The organism is Streptococcus cristatus, assembly GCF_963529205.1.
In the GTDB taxonomy this organism is placed as follows: Bacteria; Bacillota; Bacilli; order Lactobacillales; family Streptococcaceae; genus Streptococcus; species Streptococcus cristatus_O.
In genome coordinates, this window is record NZ_CAURYF010000003.1 from 66,102 (window position 1) to 83,975 (window position 17,874).

Sequence of the window (17,874 nt, forward strand, 5' to 3'; positions counted from 1 at the left end):
ATAGCTGTTTTAAACGATAAAGAAAGAGGAAAGTCTATGCAAAAAGTTGAGTTTCTAGATACCAGTCTTCGGGATGGTGAGCAGACACCAGGAGTGAACTTTTCTATTAAGGAAAAGGTTGCCATTGCTAAGCAACTAGAAAAATGGGGGATTTCTGCTATTGAAGCTGGTTTCCCAGCTGCTAGTCCAGATTCATTTGCGGCGGTGCAGGCGATTGCCAAAGTCATTACAAAAGCTTCTGTCACTGGCTTGGCGCGTTCGGTTAAGTCTGACATCGATGCTTGCTACGAGGCACTCAAGGATGCCAAACATCCGCAGATTCACGTCTTTATTGCGACCAGTCCCATCCATAGAGAGTTCAAGCTGAAAAAGTCCAAGGAAGAGATTTTAGCAGCCATTAAAGAGCATGTTTCTTATGCTCGTTCTAAGTTTGAGATTGTCGAGTTTTCACCTGAGGACGCGACACGTACCGAGCTGGACTTTCTGCTCCAAGTTGTCCAGACAGCAGTTGATGCGGGTGCGAGCTACATTAACATTCCAGATACAGTCGGCTTTACTACGCCAGAAGAATTTGGCAATATCTTCAAGCATCTGATTGACAATGTCCAAACAGATCGTGAGATTATCTATAGTCCTCACTGTCACGATGATTTGGGAATGGCAGTAGCCAACAGCCTGTCAGCAGTCAAGTACGGAGCTAGGCGGGTGGAAGGTACTATCAACGGTATTGGCGAGCGTGCTGGTAATGCTGCGCTAGAAGAAGTAGCGGTTGCTTTGGAAATTCGCAAGGACTATTATCAAGTTGAAACAGATATTATCCTTAATGAAACCATCAACACTTCAGAGTTGGTGTCCCGCTTCTCAGGTATTCCAGTACCTAAGAACAAGGCGGTTGTTGGTGGCAATGCCTTTTCTCATGAATCTGGTATCCATCAGGATGGCGTTCTTAAGAATCCACTGACCTATGAAATCATCACACCAGAGCTGGTTGGAGTCAAGAGCAATTCACTGCCGCTTGGCAAGCTGTCTGGTCGCCACGCCTTTGTTGAAAAGCTCAAAGAACTGTCTCTGGACTTTGAAGAATCTGAAATTAATGAGCTCTTTGCTAAGTTTAAGGTCTTGGCGGATAAGAAAAACGAAGTCACGGACGCTGACATTCGGGCTCTGATTGCTGGAACGACAGTTGAAAATCCAGAAGGCTTCCACTTTAATGATCTGCAGCTGACGACCAATGACGATCATACCATCACAGCAGATGTGCAGCTGGTTAATGGCGACGGCGAGACAGTCAACTGTGTGGCAGAAGGCAAGGGAAGTGTCGAAGCTATCTTTAATGCTATTGACCAATTCTTTAACCAATCTGTTCAACTTTTGGCCTATAACATTGAAGCCGTGACAGACGGAATTGACTCTCAGGCTCGTGTTTTGGTAGCTGTTGAAAACACCGACACAGATACGATTTTCAACTCCTCTGGTATTGACTTTGATGTTCTTAAGGCCAGCGCCATTGCCTATATCCATGCCAACACCTTTGTGCAAAAGGAAAATGCGGGTGAAATCGGTCATCAGGTATCCTACCGTGATCTGCCTGCAAATAATTAGAAGGAAGCGACTATGACAAAAGAAATTGTAGCTCTGGCGGGTGATGGTATCGGCCCAGAAATCATGGAGGGTGGTCTCCAAGTACTGGCTGCTGTTGCGGACAAGTTCGGCTTTACTTATCATGTCACAGAGAAAGCTTTTGGGGGTGCTGGTATTGATGCGGAAGGTCATCCTCTGCCTCTGTCAACTTTAGAAGCGGCCAAGGAGGCGGATGCTATTCTCCTAGCAGCTATCGGCAGTCCCCAGTACGATAATGCCCCAGTTCGGCCGGAGCAAGGCTTGCTCGCTCTGCGCAAGGAGCTTGAACTTTATGCCAATATCCGTCCAGTTAAGATCTTCGATGCACTTAAGCATTTGTCGCCTTTGAAAGCTGAAAGAATTGCTGGTGTGGACTTCGTGGTCGTACGTGAGCTGACTGGTGGAATTTACTTTGGTGAGCATATTTTGGAGGACAGAACCGCGCGTGATATCAACGACTACAGCTATGAAGAGGTGGAACGAATTGTCCGTAAGGCCTTTGACATTGCGCGTGGTCGCAGAAAGCGCGTGACCAGTATTGACAAGCAAAACGTACTAGCGACATCCAAACTCTGGCGTAGAGTAGCAGATGAGGTGGCCAAGGATTATCCAGATGTGACCTTGGAGCACCAACTGGTGGACAGCGCTGCTATGCTCATGATTACCAATCCTGCTAAGTTTGATGTTGTAGTAACAGAAAATCTCTTCGGAGATATTCTATCCGACGAGTCCAGCGTCTTGTCAGGAACGCTGGGAGTTATGCCATCGGCCAGTCATTCGGCTGCTGGACCGAGCCTTTACGAGCCTATTCATGGTTCTGCTCCAGATATTGCAGGGCAAGGCATTGCCAATCCTATCAGCATGATCCTTTCTGTGGCCATGATGTTACGGGATAGTTTTGCAGAGCTTGAAGCTGCAGAGGCGATTGAAGCAGCGGTTGAGAAGACTTTGGCTCAGGGTATTTTAACCCGAGATCTTGGCGGTCAGGCAGGGACAGTTCAAATGACGGAGGCAATTATTAAGAACCTATGAAATGGATATTAACGGGTATTTGCCTGCTATGGAACCTTGTCGTTTTCCTCCTTTATGGTTGGGATAAGCGTAAGGCTAAGAAAAATCACTACCGCATTCCGGAGAAGACCTTGCTCTTGTCAGCATTGGCAGCCGGAGGTTTGGGCGCTTTATTAGGCGGTCGCTTCTTTCATCACAAGACCAGAAAATGGTATTTCTGGTTGGCTTGGATTGGCGGAATAATAGTGGAAATCGGAATTTTATATTACATATGGAGAAGCTAGTATGGCTGGAAAATCGATTTTTGATAAGCTGTGGGAAAGACATCTGATAACAGGTGAAGAAGGCCAGCCCCAGCTTATGTATGTGGATCAGCATTATATTCATGAAGTAACCAGCCCTCAGGCTTTTCAAGGCCTTCGAGATGCGGGTCGCAAAGTTAGACGACCGGACTTGACATTTGGTACCTTTGATCATAATGTTCCTACGGTCAATATTTATGATATTCGGGATGTGATTTCCAAGGCTCAGATTGATAAACTTTCTGAAAATGTCAAGGATTTTGGCATCGAGCATGCGGCTCACGGATCGGAACTGCAAGGGATTGTCCATATGGTTGGACCCGAAACGGGCAAGACTCAGCCGGGCAAATTCATTGTCTGCGGTGACAGTCACACGGCCACTCACGGAGCTTTTGGAGCTATCGCTTTTGGAATCGGTACTTCAGAGGTAGAGCACGTCTTTGCCACGCAGACCATTTGGCAAGTCAAGCCCAAGAAAATGCTGGTCAAATTTAGCGGGGTGCCACCTAAAGGTGTCTATTCCAAAGACTTTATCCTCGCTCTGATTGCCCGATATGGTGTGGCTGCGGGTGTTGGCTATGTGGTCGAGTATGCCGGTGATGCCATTGATCATTTGACCATGGAAGAGCGCATGACCATCTGTAATATGTCCATTGAGTTTGGCTCCAAGATGGGCATTATGAATCCTGACCAGAAGACCTATGATTACGTTCAAGGACGGCCGGGAGCACCTAAGGACTTTGAGGCGGCAGTGGCTGATTGGAAGACTCTGGTCAGTGATCCCGACGCTGTCTATGATAAGGTCATTGAGATGGATGTTTCCCAGTTGGCACCTATGGTGACTTGGGGAACCAATCCTTCTATGGGAGTAGAGTTCGGCGCAGCTTTCCCTGAAATCCGTGACATGAACGACGAGCGGGCTTACAATTACATGGACCTCTCCCCAGGTAAGAAAGCAGAAGATATTGACCTAGGGTATATCTTTATAGGTTCCTGCACCAATGCCAGACTCAGCGATTTGCAGCTGGCGGCTAAGTTTGTCGCTGGCAAGCATATCGCTCCCAATCTGACTGCTATCGTCGTACCAGGCTCTCGTCCGGTCAAGCGGGCTGCTGAAAAGATGGGACTGGATAAAATTTTCATGGATGCAGGCTTTGAGTGGCGCGATCCGGGCTGTTCCATGTGCCTGGGAATGAATCCAGACAAGGTGCCAGACGGAGTTCACTGTGCTTCGACTAGCAATCGGAACTTTGAGGATCGGCAGGGATTTGGAGCTAAAACCCATCTTTGCAGTCCGGCAATGGCCGCAGCGGCAGCCATCGCCGGGCACTTCGTAGACGTCCGCCAACTACCGGAGGTCCAGTAAGGAAGGTTTATGGAAAAATTTACAATCTACACGGGGACAACAGTGCCCCTCATGAACGATAATATCGATACGGACCAAATTTTGCCCAAGCAGTTTCTCAAGTTGATTGATAAAAAAGGTTTTGGCAAGTATCTCATGTATGCTTGGCGTTATCTGGACAATCGATATACTGAAGATCCTGATTTCGTCTTTAATAGACCGGAGTACCGCAAGGCAACTATTCTGATTTCAGGAGATAATTTCGGGGCGGGTTCCTCTCGGGAGCACGCTGCCTGGGCCTTGGCTGACTATGGCTTCAAGGTAGTCATTGCTGGATCTTTCGGGGATATTCACTACAACAATGAGCTTAATAACGGTATGCTACCAATTGTCCAGCCGCTAGAAGTGCGGCAAGCCTTGGCGAATCTGAAACCGACGGATGAAGTGACGGTGGATTTGGAGCAGCAGAAGATTTTTTCACCGGTGGGAGAATTCTCCTTTGACATTGATGGTGAATGGAAGCACAAGCTCCTCAACGGTCTGGATGACATCGGCATTACACTCCAGTATGAGGATTTGATTGCAGAATATGAAAAAAATCGTCCATCTTATTGGCAGTAACCTTATTTTTGCTATATTGAGAAAATTCTGAAAAAATCTTGTTTCCAATAAAAATATATGGTAAAATAAATCTTAATTTAATAGAAAAGGAAGAAACTTATGACAAAACACATTCAATGGAACGGAACTCTTTCACAAGAAGGCTATGACATCTTGAAAGGCGATGGCGGCTGCATCGTTTGCCCGACCAAGGTGGGTTACATCATCATGACCAGCGATAAAGCTGGCTTGGAGCGTAAGTTCGAAGCTAAGGCACGTAACCGTAATAAGCCAGGTGTTGTCCTCTGTGGCAGTATGGATGAGCTTCGCGCTTTAGCACAACTCAATCCGGAAATTGAAGCTTTTTACCAAAAGCATTGGGATGAAGACATCCTCTTGGGCTGTATCCTTCCATGGAAGCCGGAAGCTTTTGAAAAGCTCAAAGCCTATGGCGACGGTCGGGAAGAGTTGATGACAGATGTTCGTGGCACTAGCTGTTTTGTTATTAAGTTTGGTAAGGCGGGCGAGCAGCTGGCAGCTAAGCTTTGGGAAGAAGGTAAGATGGTCTATGCTTCCTCAGCCAACCCATCCGGTAAAGGAAACCGCGGCAAGGTCGAAGGAATTGGCGAGCGCATCGAAAATGCTGTTGACTTAGTCATTGAAGCAGATGATTATGTAGCTTCTATCCAGCCAGACAAGACTATCGAAACTCGCTATGAGCAAGGTGTTATGGTCTCTATGGTGGACAAGGATGGAAAACTGATTCCAGAACAAGGTGGCCAACGTTCCATCTCACCAGCACCAGTGGTCATCCGCAAAGGCTTGGACATCGACAAAATCATGATGCACCTATCTGATACCTTTAACTCATGGGATTACCGTCAGGGCGAATATTACTAAGATAAAAAGAAGCTCAGTGTAAGAGGGGGATTTCCTCTTTACACTGAGCTTTTTAGTTCGAAACTTTGAGTTTAAAATCTTTATTCAGTTTAAAGTTATTTCCAAATAGAACAAAATTCTTGATAGATGAAACAACAAATGTTACAATAAATAAAAAATCAATTCGATATAGAAATAAATTAGAGGAAGTATGAAAGACAGTCATTTGGTAGCCTATCATATTCGTTTGTTGAATGGGCGGATTTTTCAAAAGTTACTGGGCCAGGAGCCTGAAGCTCTTTATCGGAGTGAACAGGGCAAGATTCTCACTGTTTTATGGAATAGTGAAACAGGGTGTGCGACGGCGACAGATATTGCTCTGGCGACAGGACTGGCAAATAATACGCTGACAACTATGCTGAAAAAGTTGTAAGAACGGGGTTTGGTGACCTTTAGTCAGTGTGGTTTAGACAAGCGAAAAAAATATGTCAAGTTGACAGAGCGGGGTTGGTCGCAGAAAGAAGTTGGCCATCGTGTCAGTCAAAAACTGGATGCTATTTTTTATAAAGGCTTCTCTGAGGAAGAAATTCGCCAGTTTGAAAGTTATCAGGAACGTATCTTAGCAAATCTAAAAGAAAATGAGGCATAAATCATGTCAAAACAAGTTGAAAATGCACGAAATCTATATATTCATGCCATTCAAGATGGGCGTGTTGCCGAGGCTCAAGCTCAGTCTGTAGGGGATACCTACATTCAACACTCGACAGGTGTGCCAGATGGGAAAGAAGGTTTTGCGGCTTTCTTTGCAAATTTCTTTGAGCGCCATCCCGAGCGTGAGATGAAGATTGTTCGCACCATTGAAGACGGCAATCTAGTCTTCGTCCATGTTCACCAATATCTCAATGGCGGGGAAGCTCAATGGGTGACGACGGATACTTTCCGTTCTGATGAGAATGGCCGTATCGTGGAGCATTGGGATGTGATTGACTACTATCGCGCTCCAGAAAATGGACAGTTAGACCAGATCTTTGGAGATTTTGAAATCACGGATTTGGACAAGACAGTAGCAAATAAAAAACCGTTCGTCGTTTCCTGCCAGAAATCTTTCAAAACGGCGAACTAGAGCAGTGGAGTGATTATGTGGCAGAAGATTTTATTCAGCATAATCATGAGATTGGCCAAGGAAGTCAGGCTTATAAAGACTATGTTTCAGAGAATGGGCTTACTTTTGACTTTGTTTTCCAACTTTTGGGACAAGGAAATTATGTGGTCAGCTATGGGCAGACTCAGATCGATGGGGTGGCTTATGCCCAGTATGACATCTTCCGTTTAGAGAATGGATTAATTGTTGAGCATTGGGACAACAAAGAAGTCATGCCTAAGGTAGAAGACTTGACGAATCGTGGGAAGTTTTAAATTGAGGAGAAAGAATGATTGAATACAAAAATGTAGCGCTACGCTACACAGAAAAGTATGTCTTGAGAGATGTCAACTTACGGATTGAAGATGGTGAATTCATGGTTTTAGTTGGGCCATCTGGGTCTGGCAAGACGACTATGCTCAAGATGATCAACCGCCTTTTGGAACCTACAGATGGTGATGTTTACATGGATGGCAAGCGCATTAAGGACTATGATGAGCGTGAACTCCGCCTTTCTACAGGCTATGTCTTACAAGCAATTGCCCTCTTTCCAAACCTAACTGTGGCCGAAAATATTGCTCTCATTCCTGAAATGAAAGGATGGAGCAAGGCAGATATTCAGCAGAAGACTGATGAATTGCTGGAGCTAGTAGGCTTGCCTGCCGAAGACTATGGTCATCGACTGCCGAGTGAGCTGTCAGGTGGGGAACAGCAGCGTGTGGGTATTGTCCGTGCAATGATTGGTCAGCCAAAGATCCTACTCATGGACGAGCCTTTTTCAGCGCTAGATGCTATTTCTAGAAAACAATTGCAGACTTTGATCAAGCAACTGCATAATGAGTTTGGGGTGACGACCATTTTTGTCACCCACGATACGGACGAAGCTTTGAAATTAGGAGATAGGATTGCAGTTTTACAGGACGGGGAGATTCGTCAAGTAGCGACACCTGAGAAAATCTTATCTGCACCTGCGACCAGCTTCGTAGCGGATTTATTTGGAGGTGTTCAACATGGCTAATTTGTTTTCTACCTTTCAGGAGCGCTTTGGCGAATGGTTGGTAGCCTTAGGGCAACACCTCCAGCTGTCTCTTCTGACTTTACTAGTGGCCATATTCCTGACCATTCCGCTTGCTATCTATCTACATAGTCATAAAAAAGTAGCCAATTGGGTGCTGCAAATTGCGGGAATCTTTCAAACCATTCCTTCAATGGCCTTGCTGGGACTCTTTATCCCCCTCATGGGGATTGGTACACTGCCGGCACTGACTGCTCTGGTGATTTACGCTATTTTCCCGATTTTAGAAAATACTGTCACGGCTTTGAATGGGATTGATCCTAGTTTAGAAGAAGCTGGAATCGCCTTTGGGATGACCAAGTGGGAACGACTCCAAAAGTTTGAACTGCCTCTAGCAATGCCCGTCATTGTATCAGGAGTTCGGACAGCAACGGTTATGATTATCGGAACAGCAACTCTAGCAGCCCTCGTCGGAGCTGGTGGACTAGGTTCTTTTATCCTTCTAGGAATTGATCGTCGCAATGCCAGTCTGATTTTGATTGGAGCAATTTCATCCGCAGTTTTGGCCATTCTTTTCAACAGTCTCCTTAAATGGATGGAAAAAGCTAAGTTTCGAACGGTATTTACAGCTTTTGCGGTCTTAATCCTCGGCCTCGGCGCGTCTTACACACCGAGTCTGCTTCCCAAGCAGGAGAAGGATCATCTGGTTATAGCTGGGAAATTGGGGCCAGAGCCAGAGCTTCTCATGAATATGTATAAACTTCTCATCGAGGAAAATACGGATATGACTGTGACAGTAAAGCCAAACTTTGGGAAGACCGACTTCCTTTATCAAGCTCTGAAAAAAGGTGATGTTGATATCTATCCTGAGTTTACCGGTACGATTACTGGAACTCTCTTGCAGCCTGCTCCAAAGGTTAGCAATGACGCTGAAGAAGTTTTTGAAGCAGCACGTGATGGAATCAAAAAACAGGACAATCTAGTCTTGCTCAATCACATGGCCTATCAGAATACCTATGCAATTGCAGTTCCAAAGACTATCGCCAAAGAATACAATCTTAAAACCATCTCTGACCTTAAGACAGTTCAGGATAAGCTCAAAGCTGGTTTTACCCTAGAGTTTAACGATCGTGAAGATGGGAACAAAGGACTTCAATCTGTCTATGGACTGAATCTCAATGTGTCAACTATGGAGCCAGCCCTTCGCTACCAAGCTATCCAGTCTGGTGATATTCAAATCACGGATGCCTATTCGACTGACGCAGAACTTGCGCGTTATGATTTACAAGTTTTAGAAGACGATAAGCACCTTTTCCCTCCTTATCAAGGAGCACCTCTCCTGAAGGCTGAATTGCTCGAAAAACACCCTGAATTGGAAGGTATTCTCAATAAGCTATCTGGTAAAATTACGGAAAGCCAGATGAGCCAGATGAATTATCAAGTTGGCATTGAAGGCAAAAAAGCGGAAGCTGTCGCGCGTGATTATCTGGTCAAGGAAGGGCTTTTAAAAAAATAAGCAAAAAAGTTAGACTTGTAAGGTCTAGCTTTTTTGCTTACTTGGGGATAGATAGACTACGGATTGAAGAAGCTGTGTTTATCTCTTAGTCAGGCAATCTTCATCCATTTTTGGTATAATAAAGTATCAATTCATGGAGGTGTTTCGATGGCATCTAGTCAAGAATATTTGGATTTTATCCTGAGGCAGCTGCAGGGCTTAGGTCAAGAAATTAGCTTTCGCAAGATGATGGGGGAATATTTGCTTTATTATCGAGGTCGCTTATTCGGTGGGATTTATGACAATCGCCTGCTGCTCAAGCCAGTCAAGCCAGCTCTCGATCTTTTGGAAAATCCAATCTATGAAATCCCTTATCCAGGTGCAAAGCCAATGCTTCATATAGAAGAAGTAGAAGATGCTGCTTTTCTCTGTAGTTTGATTGAAGCGGCCTACCCTGCCTTACCTACACCTAAAAAGAAAAAATAGTCTTTCTGTTCTAATGGATATTTCTAAAATTTTCCGTTATAATGGATATTTTAAGATTTTTCCGTTATAATGGACTTAAAGGAGGTTTGGTCAGCTATGCTTTATATTGCTCTTATTGGAGATTTGATCGAATCAAAACAGCTGAAAAATCGTAAGCAGGCCCAGAAGGACCTGCAGGACATGATGGCGGTGCTAAATCAGGATTATCAGGATTATCTGGTGTCGCCTTTTACCATTACGACTGGAGATGAGTTTCAGGCTTTGTTGCGCCCTAATACTGAAGTCATGCGGCTCATTGATCAGATTGCCTTAGGCTTTCCTCACCCGATTCGCTTTGGCCTTGGTCTGGGTGAGATTGTGACCGAGATCAATCGCGAGCAAAGTATTGGTTCTGACGGTCCAGCCTACTGGAGGGCACGCGCAGCTATTAACGCAGTCCATGAGAAAAATGATTATGGCAGCAGTCGCTTGGCGGTATCCTTAGGCGATGACGAGCTCAGTCAGGCAGTTAATACAGTGCTGGCGGCTGCGTCCTTTATCCAGAGCAAGTGGAATGCTAGCCAGAGAGAGGTACTCGAGCGGATGCTCATGGAATATATCTATGATGAAAATTTTTCTCACGGGGAAATAGCAGAGTTGCTGCAGATTAGTCCCAGTGCGCTTAGTAAGCGGCTCAAGTCGTCTGGTTTGAAGATTTATCTGAGAAATCGCCATTTAGCTATGAGAATGATTCTACAGGCAGCAAAGGAGGCTGAAGAATGACAAATTTTATGGGATTTTCAGAATTTTTCATGCAGAATCCGATTCTTGTACTGACTTTGCTAGCTCATGTTCTAGCTGATTTTCAGCTTCAAAGTCAGAAGATGGCCGACCTCAAAAGTCGACGGCTAAATTTTTTAATTCGCCATTTGGGGATTGTTTTGCTACCTTTGTTGTTCTTAGGGATCATCCTACCTAAGTATCTGCTATTTTTCGCCTTGGTCTGGCTCAGCCATGCGCTTATTGATTTCTTGAAGTATAGGCTGCATTCTTTGATTGTCCGTCGCCAAGCTCAAAAGTTAGCCTTTTTACTGGATCAGCTCTTGCATCTGATAAGCGTTTTTGCTCTTTATTTTCTCTTAGGACAGCAGCAAATTCCAGCTCCTAATTGGCTGTCTGAGCGCTACCTCATGCTGCAGGCTCTCTTTTTCTTCGCCCTTACTGGTAAGCCAATTAATATCCTCTTTAAACTCTTCTTCAGCAAGTATCAGGCAAGGGAAGAGAGTGGAGAAGCTATTGCGGGGGCTGGTGCTATGATTGGGATTTTGGAGCGCTTGATTATGGGACTTTCCCTTATTTTCGGACAATTTACAGCGATTGGATTGGTCTTCACAGCCAAATCTATCGCTCGCTATAATAAAATTTCTGAAAGCCAGTCCTTTGCAGAATACTATCTGATTGGCTCACTCTTTAGCATGATCAGTGTTTTACTGACTTATGGCTTGCTTTATTGGTAATAAAAACTGAGGCTGGGATATAATTCTCAGTCTTTACTTTGATTCTTATTTTCTATAAAGAAAGGAGAAGGCACATGGCCAAAAACCTAGAAGATATGTCTTTAGAAGAATTATGGCAACTATTCCCGATTTTCTTAGAGGAGCACAATAAGGACTGGACAGCTTGGTATGTGGAGGAAAGCAGAAGAATACAAAGTTTTTTGCCAGCAAATCAGTTGTATAAAATGCATCATATTGGTTCCACATCTATTGAGGGGATATGGGCTAAGCCGATTATTGATATTCTCTTAGAAATTCCTCGAACTGAAGATATGGATAGCATCAAGAGAGAATTGCTGGAGCATGGCTACCTGCTTATGTCAGAGTCAGAAGGCCGCATGTCTTTTAACAAGGGCTATACACTGCAAGGTTTTGCTGAACGAGTTTTTCACTTGCATCTGCGCTACTATGGAGACCATGATGAACTCTATTTCCGAGACTATCTGAAAGACCATCCAGCTGTCGCTAAAGACTACGAGCAGTTGAAATTAATCTTATGGAAAAAGTACGAGCACAATCGTGATGCCTATACAGAAGCTAAAACTGATTTCATCAGGCAGTACACGCAAAAAGCCAAAAAGCTTTATAAGAGAAGGTATGATGACAGCCTGTCCTAACCGGAAAGTCCTGCAAATCCACTATATTTGGTTTAATTAGAATAAATAACTCGACAGTTACCTCAATTCGTTATAATACGTATTCATAGTTATAAATTTCAATTTAAATAATATGATGTGATTTAAATTGAATCTCAAATCCTTTATTTGTTTACAAATACTAGAAATGTTATAATACTAGTCTATACCAAGATAGGAGGTGGAAAATGAGAAAACGGTCTATCATCGCACTCTCAACTTTTCTGTTTATTGGTCTTGTCACTTTATTTCTAGGGTCCAAGCTACAAACAAGAGAGGTTAATAGTAGTGACTATATTCAATCAAGGACTCCGACATTATTTTTCCATGGTTATGGCTCAAGTGCTAATGCTGAAAAGCATATGGTAGAGGCAGCTAGACAAGCTGGAGTTACTCAAACCATCATCACAGCTACGGTTGACAGTCATGCTCAAGTAAGCTTGAAAGGAGAGATACTAAAAGATGCTATCAATCCAATTGTCATGGTTGAGTTCGAGGACAATCGAAATGCTAATTATGCCCAAGACGGAGAATATGCAGCAGCAGTTGTTCGAAAGTTGCAAGCAAGGTATGGATTTAAAAAGATGAATTTTGTCGCACATTCTATGGGAAATATGTCTATCTTATTTTACCTATTAGAACATGCTCAGAATGAAGAGCTTCCACAGTTACAAAAGCAGGTAAATATCGCCAATCATGTCAATGGTTTGGAGGGGATGGATCTGCCAGCTAATTTGACTATTCTAGATAACCATACAGGACAACCTAGCGCCATGAGTGATAACTATCAAAAACTTCTGGGCTTGCGCGAAATTTATCCGCAAGATCAAGTGGAGATTCTCAATATCTATGGAGATTTTAAAAATCAATCAGATGGTTCTGTTTTAAACGTTTCCTCTCGCAGTCTCAAGTATCTTGTAATCGACAATGCCAAGTCCTATCAGGAAAAACGAGTGACTGGCCCTCTGGCTCAGCATAGCCAGCTGCATGAAAATCCAGAAGTAGATAGATTATTGATTGATTTTCTTTGGGGCAAATGATTTTAAGAAATGCAGGCTATTCTCTGTCTATAAGAAAACTTTAAGCATTTTATACTATTTTGTTCTATGGAAGGTTTTCCTTTCCTAATTTAATGCGACAGCGCAATCCGCTGATTATAATCGAAGCTTCTCTAAAACCTTATTGTTTAGAGATAGATTGAGGAGTTAAATGAAATTTAAGAAAACATTACTAACGGCAGGAGCTTTTCTAGCTACGCTCTTTACCGTTTCTACAGCAATGGCTGACACAAACGTTCAAAAAGTCATTGACGAAACCTATGTTCAGCCTGAGTATGTCTTGGGCTATTCCTTGGATGACAGCCAAAAAGAGCAAACGCTTCAGCTCTTAGGCTACAATGCAACGAGTGATTCTAAACCTCTGAAAACAATGACACCTGATGTCTATTCAAAGATTATGAATGTAGCAAATGATCCTAGTTTGCAACTGTATTCTTCTGTTAAGATTAAGAAGTTGGGCAACAAGAAGCCACTTCAAGTCAAGATTGTGACGCCGCAAAATATCACCAAGGTTACAGAGGATATGTATCGCAATGCAGCAGTCACCTTGGGCGTGCAGCATGCAGAAATTACAGTAGCAGCACCTATCCCTGTAACTGGAGAAAGCGCCCTAGCTGGTATTTATTACTCGCTGGAGGAAAATGGAGCTAGCGTTCCTCAGGAAAATAAAGATCTGGCTCAGGAAGAATTAGCCGCACTTTCAAATATCAACGCTGAGAACCAAGGTAAGGAAGGTTACGATGCTGATAAGCTGAATGTGGCTCTGACAGATATAAAAACAGCTGTTGCCAATGCTAAAAAGAATAACAGCAACTTGACAGAAGCTGATGTCCGTAAAATCGTTGAAGAAACACTGAAAAACTACGGACTCAGTAGCTCAATTACAGCTGACCAAATCAACCTGATTGTCAACTTTGCGGTCAATCTTTCAAGCAGCGGAGTCATCACAAATGCTGATTTCACAAAGACACTCAACGATCTGAAAAACAGTATTGTCTCAAAGGCCGGTGATACCTTCAATAATATCAACCTCAACTTTGACGCGAACGGACTTCTGGAAGATAGCGGTAATTTCTTCAGCAATATCTGGAATGCAATCGTCAATTTCTTTAAGGGCCTGCTAGGTCAATAAGACTGTCTTTAAAATATAACTAAAAAACCAGCTAGATTCTAGCTGGTTTTTGCATATTTTTACTCCCACTCCACAGTTGCAGGTGGTTTGCTGGTAATATCGTAGACGATGCGGTTAACATGGTCAACTTCATTGACGATACGGACAGAGATTTTTTGCAGAACTTCCCAAGGGATCTTGGCAAAGTCAGCTGTCATACCATCGATAGAAGTGATAGCACGAATTGCAATTGTGTAGTCGTAAGTCCGGCCATCGCCCATAACACCGACTGAACGAACGCCAGTGTTGACAGTGAAGTATTGCCAGATATCGCGGTCAAGACCAGCCTTGGCGATTTCTTCGCGGAGAATAGCGTCTGATTCGCGGACGGTTTCCAATTTCTCCTCTGTGATTTCACCCATGACACGGATAGCAAGACCAGGGCCTGGGAATGGCTGGCGCCAGACAATTTCATCAGGCATGCCAAGCTCTGTACCCAAAGCGCGCACTTCATCCTTGTAAAGTGTATTTAGAGGTTCAATTAACTCAAACTGCATATCTTCTGGCAGACCGCCAACATTGTGGTGAGACTTGATAGTTTGAGCAGTGTCAGTACCAGATTCGATAACGTCAGTATAAAGTGTACCTTGAGCCAAGAATTTTACGTCTTTTAGTTTGCTGGCTTCGTCGTCAAAGACATAGACAAACTCGTTTCCGATGATTTTACGTTTTTGCTCAGGATCAGATACGCCAGCAAGTTTGTCAAGGAAACGCTTCGCTGCGTCCGCTTTAACGATATTAAGACCAAACTTGCCACCTAGCATCTCCATAACTTGATCAGCTTCGCCTTTACGCAAAAGACCATGATCTACGAAGATACAGATCAATTGATCGCCAATAGCTTTCTGCAAGAGGACACCTACGACAGAAGAGTCAACACCACCTGATAGGCCGAGTAGGACACGCTTGTCACCGACTGTTTCACGGATTTTTTGAATCTGCATATCGATGAAGTTATCCATAGACCAGTCACCCTTAGCGCCACAGATATTGAGAGCAAAATTGCGCAGAATGTCGTAACCGTACTCAGAATGACGAACCTCAGGGTGGAACTGGATTCCGTAGATTTTCTTGTTAGGATTTTCAATAGATGCAAAAGGACAGTCTGCAGATGTACCAGTGCGGACAAAGTCTGCAGGGATCTCCGTCACCGCATCACCGTGGCTCATCAGGACAAGCTGCTCTTCTGGTGTGCTTTCAAAGAGAGGAGAAGTGGTATGTGTTAGTTTTGATTGACCATATTCACGATTGCCGGCATCACCTGCTGGCACCACTTTCCCGCCTAATTTATGAGTCAAAAGCTGCATACCGTAGCAAATCCCCAAAATTGGAATACCAAGTTCAAAAATCTCTGGGTCAATATCAAATGAACCTTCTTCATAAACTGAGTTAGGTCCACCTGAAAGGATAATCCCAACAGGACGGATAGCACGGACTTCATCCGCCGTGATCTTGTGGCTCTTGAGTTCAGAAAATACACCAATTTCACGGATACGACGTGAGATCAGCTGGTTGTACTGGCTGCCGTAATCAAGCACGATGATTTTTTCAACATCTTGCAATTCAGTTGTAGTTGTCATCTTTTCCCTTTCTTAAAAGAAGTAATCTTTTTCCCATCATTTTATCACAAAAATCGAATTTTTCCAAGGTAATAGGACTAGCTGCAAGTAAAAATAACTGAAAAGTAAGGACTTTTGCTCTAAGAATTGATAATAAAATAGGATTTTCCTACATTAATTGATATTTAGTTTGACTTTTAAACTAATTGATAATACAATAAATGTATAAAAAAGCTGCTTAAAATCAGAAAAGAGGGCTATGATGTTACCTGCTTATGTGAAAATACATGATCAAATTAAAAAAGATATTGACGAGGGTATTTGGGAGATTGGCGAGCGTTTGCCAAGCGAACGTGATCTTGCTGAAACTTTCGAGGTCAGCAGAATGACCCTGCGCCAAGCTATTACGCTTCTGGTGGAGGAAGGGGTGCTAGAGCGTCGAGTCGGCAGCGGGACTTATGTCGCAAGCACACGCGTTCAGGAAAAAATGCGTGGAACAACTAGTTTTACAGAAATTATGAAGTCTCAAGGAAAAATACCGTCCAGCCAGCTGATTTCCTACCGTCGGACACTGCCTAGCGAGCGAGAAGTCGAAAAGCTGGGCATCCATAAGACAGAGAACATCATCCGCATGGAACGGGTTCGCTACGCTGATGATATCCCCGTGGTCTATGAAGTTGCCTCAATTCCAGAGAAATTTATAAAGAATTTCAAAAAAGAAGAAGTGACCAGTCATTTCTTTCAAACTCTACAAGAGCACGGCTATAAAATTGGCAAGTCCCAACAAACTATTTACGCCCGTTTGGCCAAGGAAAAAATCGCTAAATACCTAGGAATCCCCCGTGGTCATGCTATTTTAGGCTTGACACAAGTTTCTTATTTTGATGATGGAACAGCCTTTGAGTACGTAAAAAGCCAGTATGTCGGCGAACGCTTTGAATTTTATTTAGAAAACAAATGATTACATAATTTAAATTACGTTATAAAAAACTGTCGGTCGGCAGTTTTTTATAATTCTCCATTTTCAAACATACCGAAAGAGTGGAGTTTAAAGGGATTATTTGGTATAATATTCTTTATGGAAATTGAAAAAACAAATCGAATGAACGCTCTGTTTGAGTTTTATGCAGCTTTGCTGACCGACAAGCAAATGAACTATATTGAGCTCTACTATGCGGATGACTACAGTCTTGCTGAGATTGCCGAGGAGTTTAATGTGAGCCGCCAAGCTGTCTATGACAATATCAAGCGGACGGAGAAAATTCTGGAAGACTACGAAATGAAACTGCACATGTACTCTGACTATATCGTCAGAAGTCAGATTTTTGATCAGATTATGGAGAAATACCCTGATGACCCCTATTTGCAGGAGAAGCTTGCGATTTTGTCCAGCATTGATAACCGAGAATAAAACGGATAGAAACCTGTCCATTTCCATCATTTGATAATTAAGAGGAGAAATATTTATGGCTTTTGAAAATTTAACTGAACGTTTACAGAACGTCTTTAAAAACTTACGCAGAAAGGGAAAAATTTCTGAGAGTGATATCCAGGAAGCGACCAAGGAGATCCGCCTTGCTCTCTTGGAAGCTGACGTTGCCCTGCCTGTTGTTAAAGACTTTATTAAAAAGATTCGTGAGCGGGCTATTGGACACGAAGTTATTGACACGCTCAATCCAGCTCAACAAATCATCAAAATCGTAGACGAAGAGCTAACAGCAATTCTGGGTTCTGACACTGCCGAGATTATAAAGTCACCAAAGATTCCGACTATTATCATGATGGTTGGTTTGCAAGGGGCTGGTAAAACAACCTTTGCGGGTAAGTTGGCCAATAAACTCAAGAAAGAAGAAAATGCTCGTCCTTTGATGATTGCGGCGGACATTTACCGTCCAGCGGCTATTGATCAGCTGAAAACACTGGGCCAACAGATTGATGTGCCAGTCTTTGCCTTGGGGACAGAAATTCCAGCAGTAGAGATTGTCCGTCAAGGTTTGGAGCAAGCCAAGGCTAATCACAACG

At 43.5% G+C, this 17,874-nt stretch carries 18 protein-coding genes and 2 pseudogenes; 19 read left to right on the plus strand and 1 reads right to left on the minus strand.

The annotated features are described in order from the left end of the window. The first annotated feature begins 36 nt into the window (after window positions 1–36). From RWS39_RS01490 to RWS39_RS01565, 16 genes and pseudogenes are all read left to right on the plus strand, one after another. A complete protein-coding gene (locus RWS39_RS01490; protein WP_314479687.1) occupies window positions 37–1,602 on the plus strand; it encodes a 2-isopropylmalate synthase in 1,566 nt (521 codons plus the stop codon). Window positions 1,603–1,614: 12 nt separating this feature from the next. Then, window positions 1,615–2,652 carry a 3-isopropylmalate dehydrogenase gene (leuB, locus tag RWS39_RS01495; protein ID WP_314479688.1) on the plus strand — a complete coding sequence of 346 codons (1,038 nt, stop codon included), beginning with the start codon at window positions 1,615–1,617 and terminating at the stop codon, window positions 2,650–2,652. After that, window positions 2,649–2,915: a DUF1294 domain-containing protein gene (locus tag RWS39_RS01500; protein ID WP_314479690.1), complete on the plus strand. Its 267-nt coding sequence runs from the start codon at window positions 2,649–2,651 to the stop codon at window positions 2,913–2,915. The genes leuB and RWS39_RS01500 overlap by 4 nt, the downstream gene beginning before the upstream one ends. A gap of 1 nt (window position 2,916) precedes the next feature. Next, window positions 2,917–4,299: a 3-isopropylmalate dehydratase large subunit gene (leuC, locus tag RWS39_RS01505; protein WP_314479693.1), complete on the plus strand. Its 1,383-nt coding sequence runs from the start codon at window positions 2,917–2,919 to the stop codon at window positions 4,297–4,299. A 9-nt stretch (window positions 4,300–4,308) separates the two neighbouring features. Next, on the plus strand, window positions 4,309–4,899 hold the full coding sequence (leuD, locus tag RWS39_RS01510; protein WP_005590289.1) for a 3-isopropylmalate dehydratase small subunit: 591 nt from the start codon (window positions 4,309–4,311) through the stop codon (window positions 4,897–4,899). A gap of 99 nt (window positions 4,900–4,998) precedes the next feature. After that, window positions 4,999–5,778: an L-threonylcarbamoyladenylate synthase gene (locus tag RWS39_RS01515; RefSeq protein ID WP_005590290.1), complete on the plus strand. Its 780-nt coding sequence runs from the start codon at window positions 4,999–5,001 to the stop codon at window positions 5,776–5,778. A gap of 190 nt (window positions 5,779–5,968) precedes the next feature. Continuing rightward, window positions 5,969–6,406 (plus strand): annotated as a pseudogene (locus tag RWS39_RS01520) (MarR family winged helix-turn-helix transcriptional regulator). Between the two features lie 3 nt (window positions 6,407–6,409). Beyond that, window positions 6,410–7,173, plus strand: a pseudogene (locus RWS39_RS01525) (nuclear transport factor 2 family protein). Between the two features lie 14 nt (window positions 7,174–7,187). Beyond that, window positions 7,188–7,916, plus strand: coding sequence for an ABC transporter ATP-binding protein (locus RWS39_RS01530; protein WP_314479699.1), 729 nt, complete (start codon window positions 7,188–7,190; stop codon window positions 7,914–7,916). Continuing rightward, window positions 7,909–9,429 (plus strand): ABC transporter permease/substrate-binding protein, encoded by a 1,521-nt coding sequence (locus RWS39_RS01535; protein WP_314479702.1) that lies wholly within the window; start codon window positions 7,909–7,911, stop codon window positions 9,427–9,429. Before RWS39_RS01530 ends, RWS39_RS01535 begins: the two co-directional genes overlap by 8 nt. Window positions 9,430–9,576: 147 nt before the next feature. Beyond that, window positions 9,577–9,894, plus strand: coding sequence for a TfoX/Sxy family protein (locus RWS39_RS01540; RefSeq protein ID WP_314479704.1), 318 nt, complete (start codon window positions 9,577–9,579; stop codon window positions 9,892–9,894). A gap of 96 nt (window positions 9,895–9,990) precedes the next feature. Beyond that, window positions 9,991–10,656, plus strand: coding sequence for a SatD family protein (locus tag RWS39_RS01545; protein WP_314479707.1), 666 nt, complete (start codon window positions 9,991–9,993; stop codon window positions 10,654–10,656). Continuing rightward, window positions 10,653–11,390 (plus strand): DUF3307 domain-containing protein, encoded by a 738-nt coding sequence (locus RWS39_RS01550; protein ID WP_314479709.1) that lies wholly within the window; start codon window positions 10,653–10,655, stop codon window positions 11,388–11,390. The genes RWS39_RS01545 and RWS39_RS01550 overlap by 4 nt, the downstream gene beginning before the upstream one ends. Window positions 11,391–11,464: 74 nt before the next feature. Further along, window positions 11,465–12,046: a GrpB family protein gene (locus tag RWS39_RS01555; RefSeq protein ID WP_314479712.1), complete on the plus strand. Its 582-nt coding sequence runs from the start codon at window positions 11,465–11,467 to the stop codon at window positions 12,044–12,046. A gap of 206 nt (window positions 12,047–12,252) precedes the next feature. Beyond that, entirely contained in the window at window positions 12,253–13,104 is an 852-nt protein-coding gene (locus tag RWS39_RS01560) for an alpha/beta hydrolase (RefSeq protein WP_314479715.1), read from the plus strand. Window positions 13,105–13,273: 169 nt separating this feature from the next. Beyond that, window positions 13,274–14,254 carry a DUF1002 domain-containing protein gene (locus tag RWS39_RS01565; protein WP_314479718.1) on the plus strand — a complete coding sequence of 327 codons (981 nt, stop codon included), beginning with the start codon at window positions 13,274–13,276 and terminating at the stop codon, window positions 14,252–14,254. Window positions 14,255–14,313: 59 nt separating this feature from the next. Here the strand turns inward: RWS39_RS01565 and guaA are convergent, their stop codons facing one another. After that, the gene (gene guaA, locus RWS39_RS01570; protein ID WP_125372839.1) at window positions 14,314–15,873 is read right to left on the minus strand and encodes a glutamine-hydrolyzing GMP synthase; all 1,560 of its coding nucleotides are present in this window, start codon (window positions 15,871–15,873) and stop codon (window positions 14,314–14,316) included. Between the two features lie 241 nt (window positions 15,874–16,114). Between guaA and RWS39_RS01575 the strand changes: the two genes are divergently transcribed. From RWS39_RS01575 to RWS39_RS01585, 3 genes are all read left to right on the plus strand, one after another. After that, window positions 16,115–16,813: a GntR family transcriptional regulator gene (locus RWS39_RS01575; RefSeq protein WP_045497347.1), complete on the plus strand. Its 699-nt coding sequence runs from the start codon at window positions 16,115–16,117 to the stop codon at window positions 16,811–16,813. A 117-nt stretch (window positions 16,814–16,930) separates the two neighbouring features. Next, complete coding sequence (locus RWS39_RS01580; protein WP_314479724.1) at window positions 16,931–17,263, plus strand: putative DNA-binding protein; 333 nt, start codon at window positions 16,931–16,933, stop codon at window positions 17,261–17,263. 55 nt (window positions 17,264–17,318) lie between these two features. Further along, window positions 17,319–17,874, plus strand: a 556-nt coding sequence (locus RWS39_RS01585; RefSeq protein WP_314479726.1) for a signal recognition particle receptor subunit alpha, incomplete at its 3' end; no start/stop codon positions are given.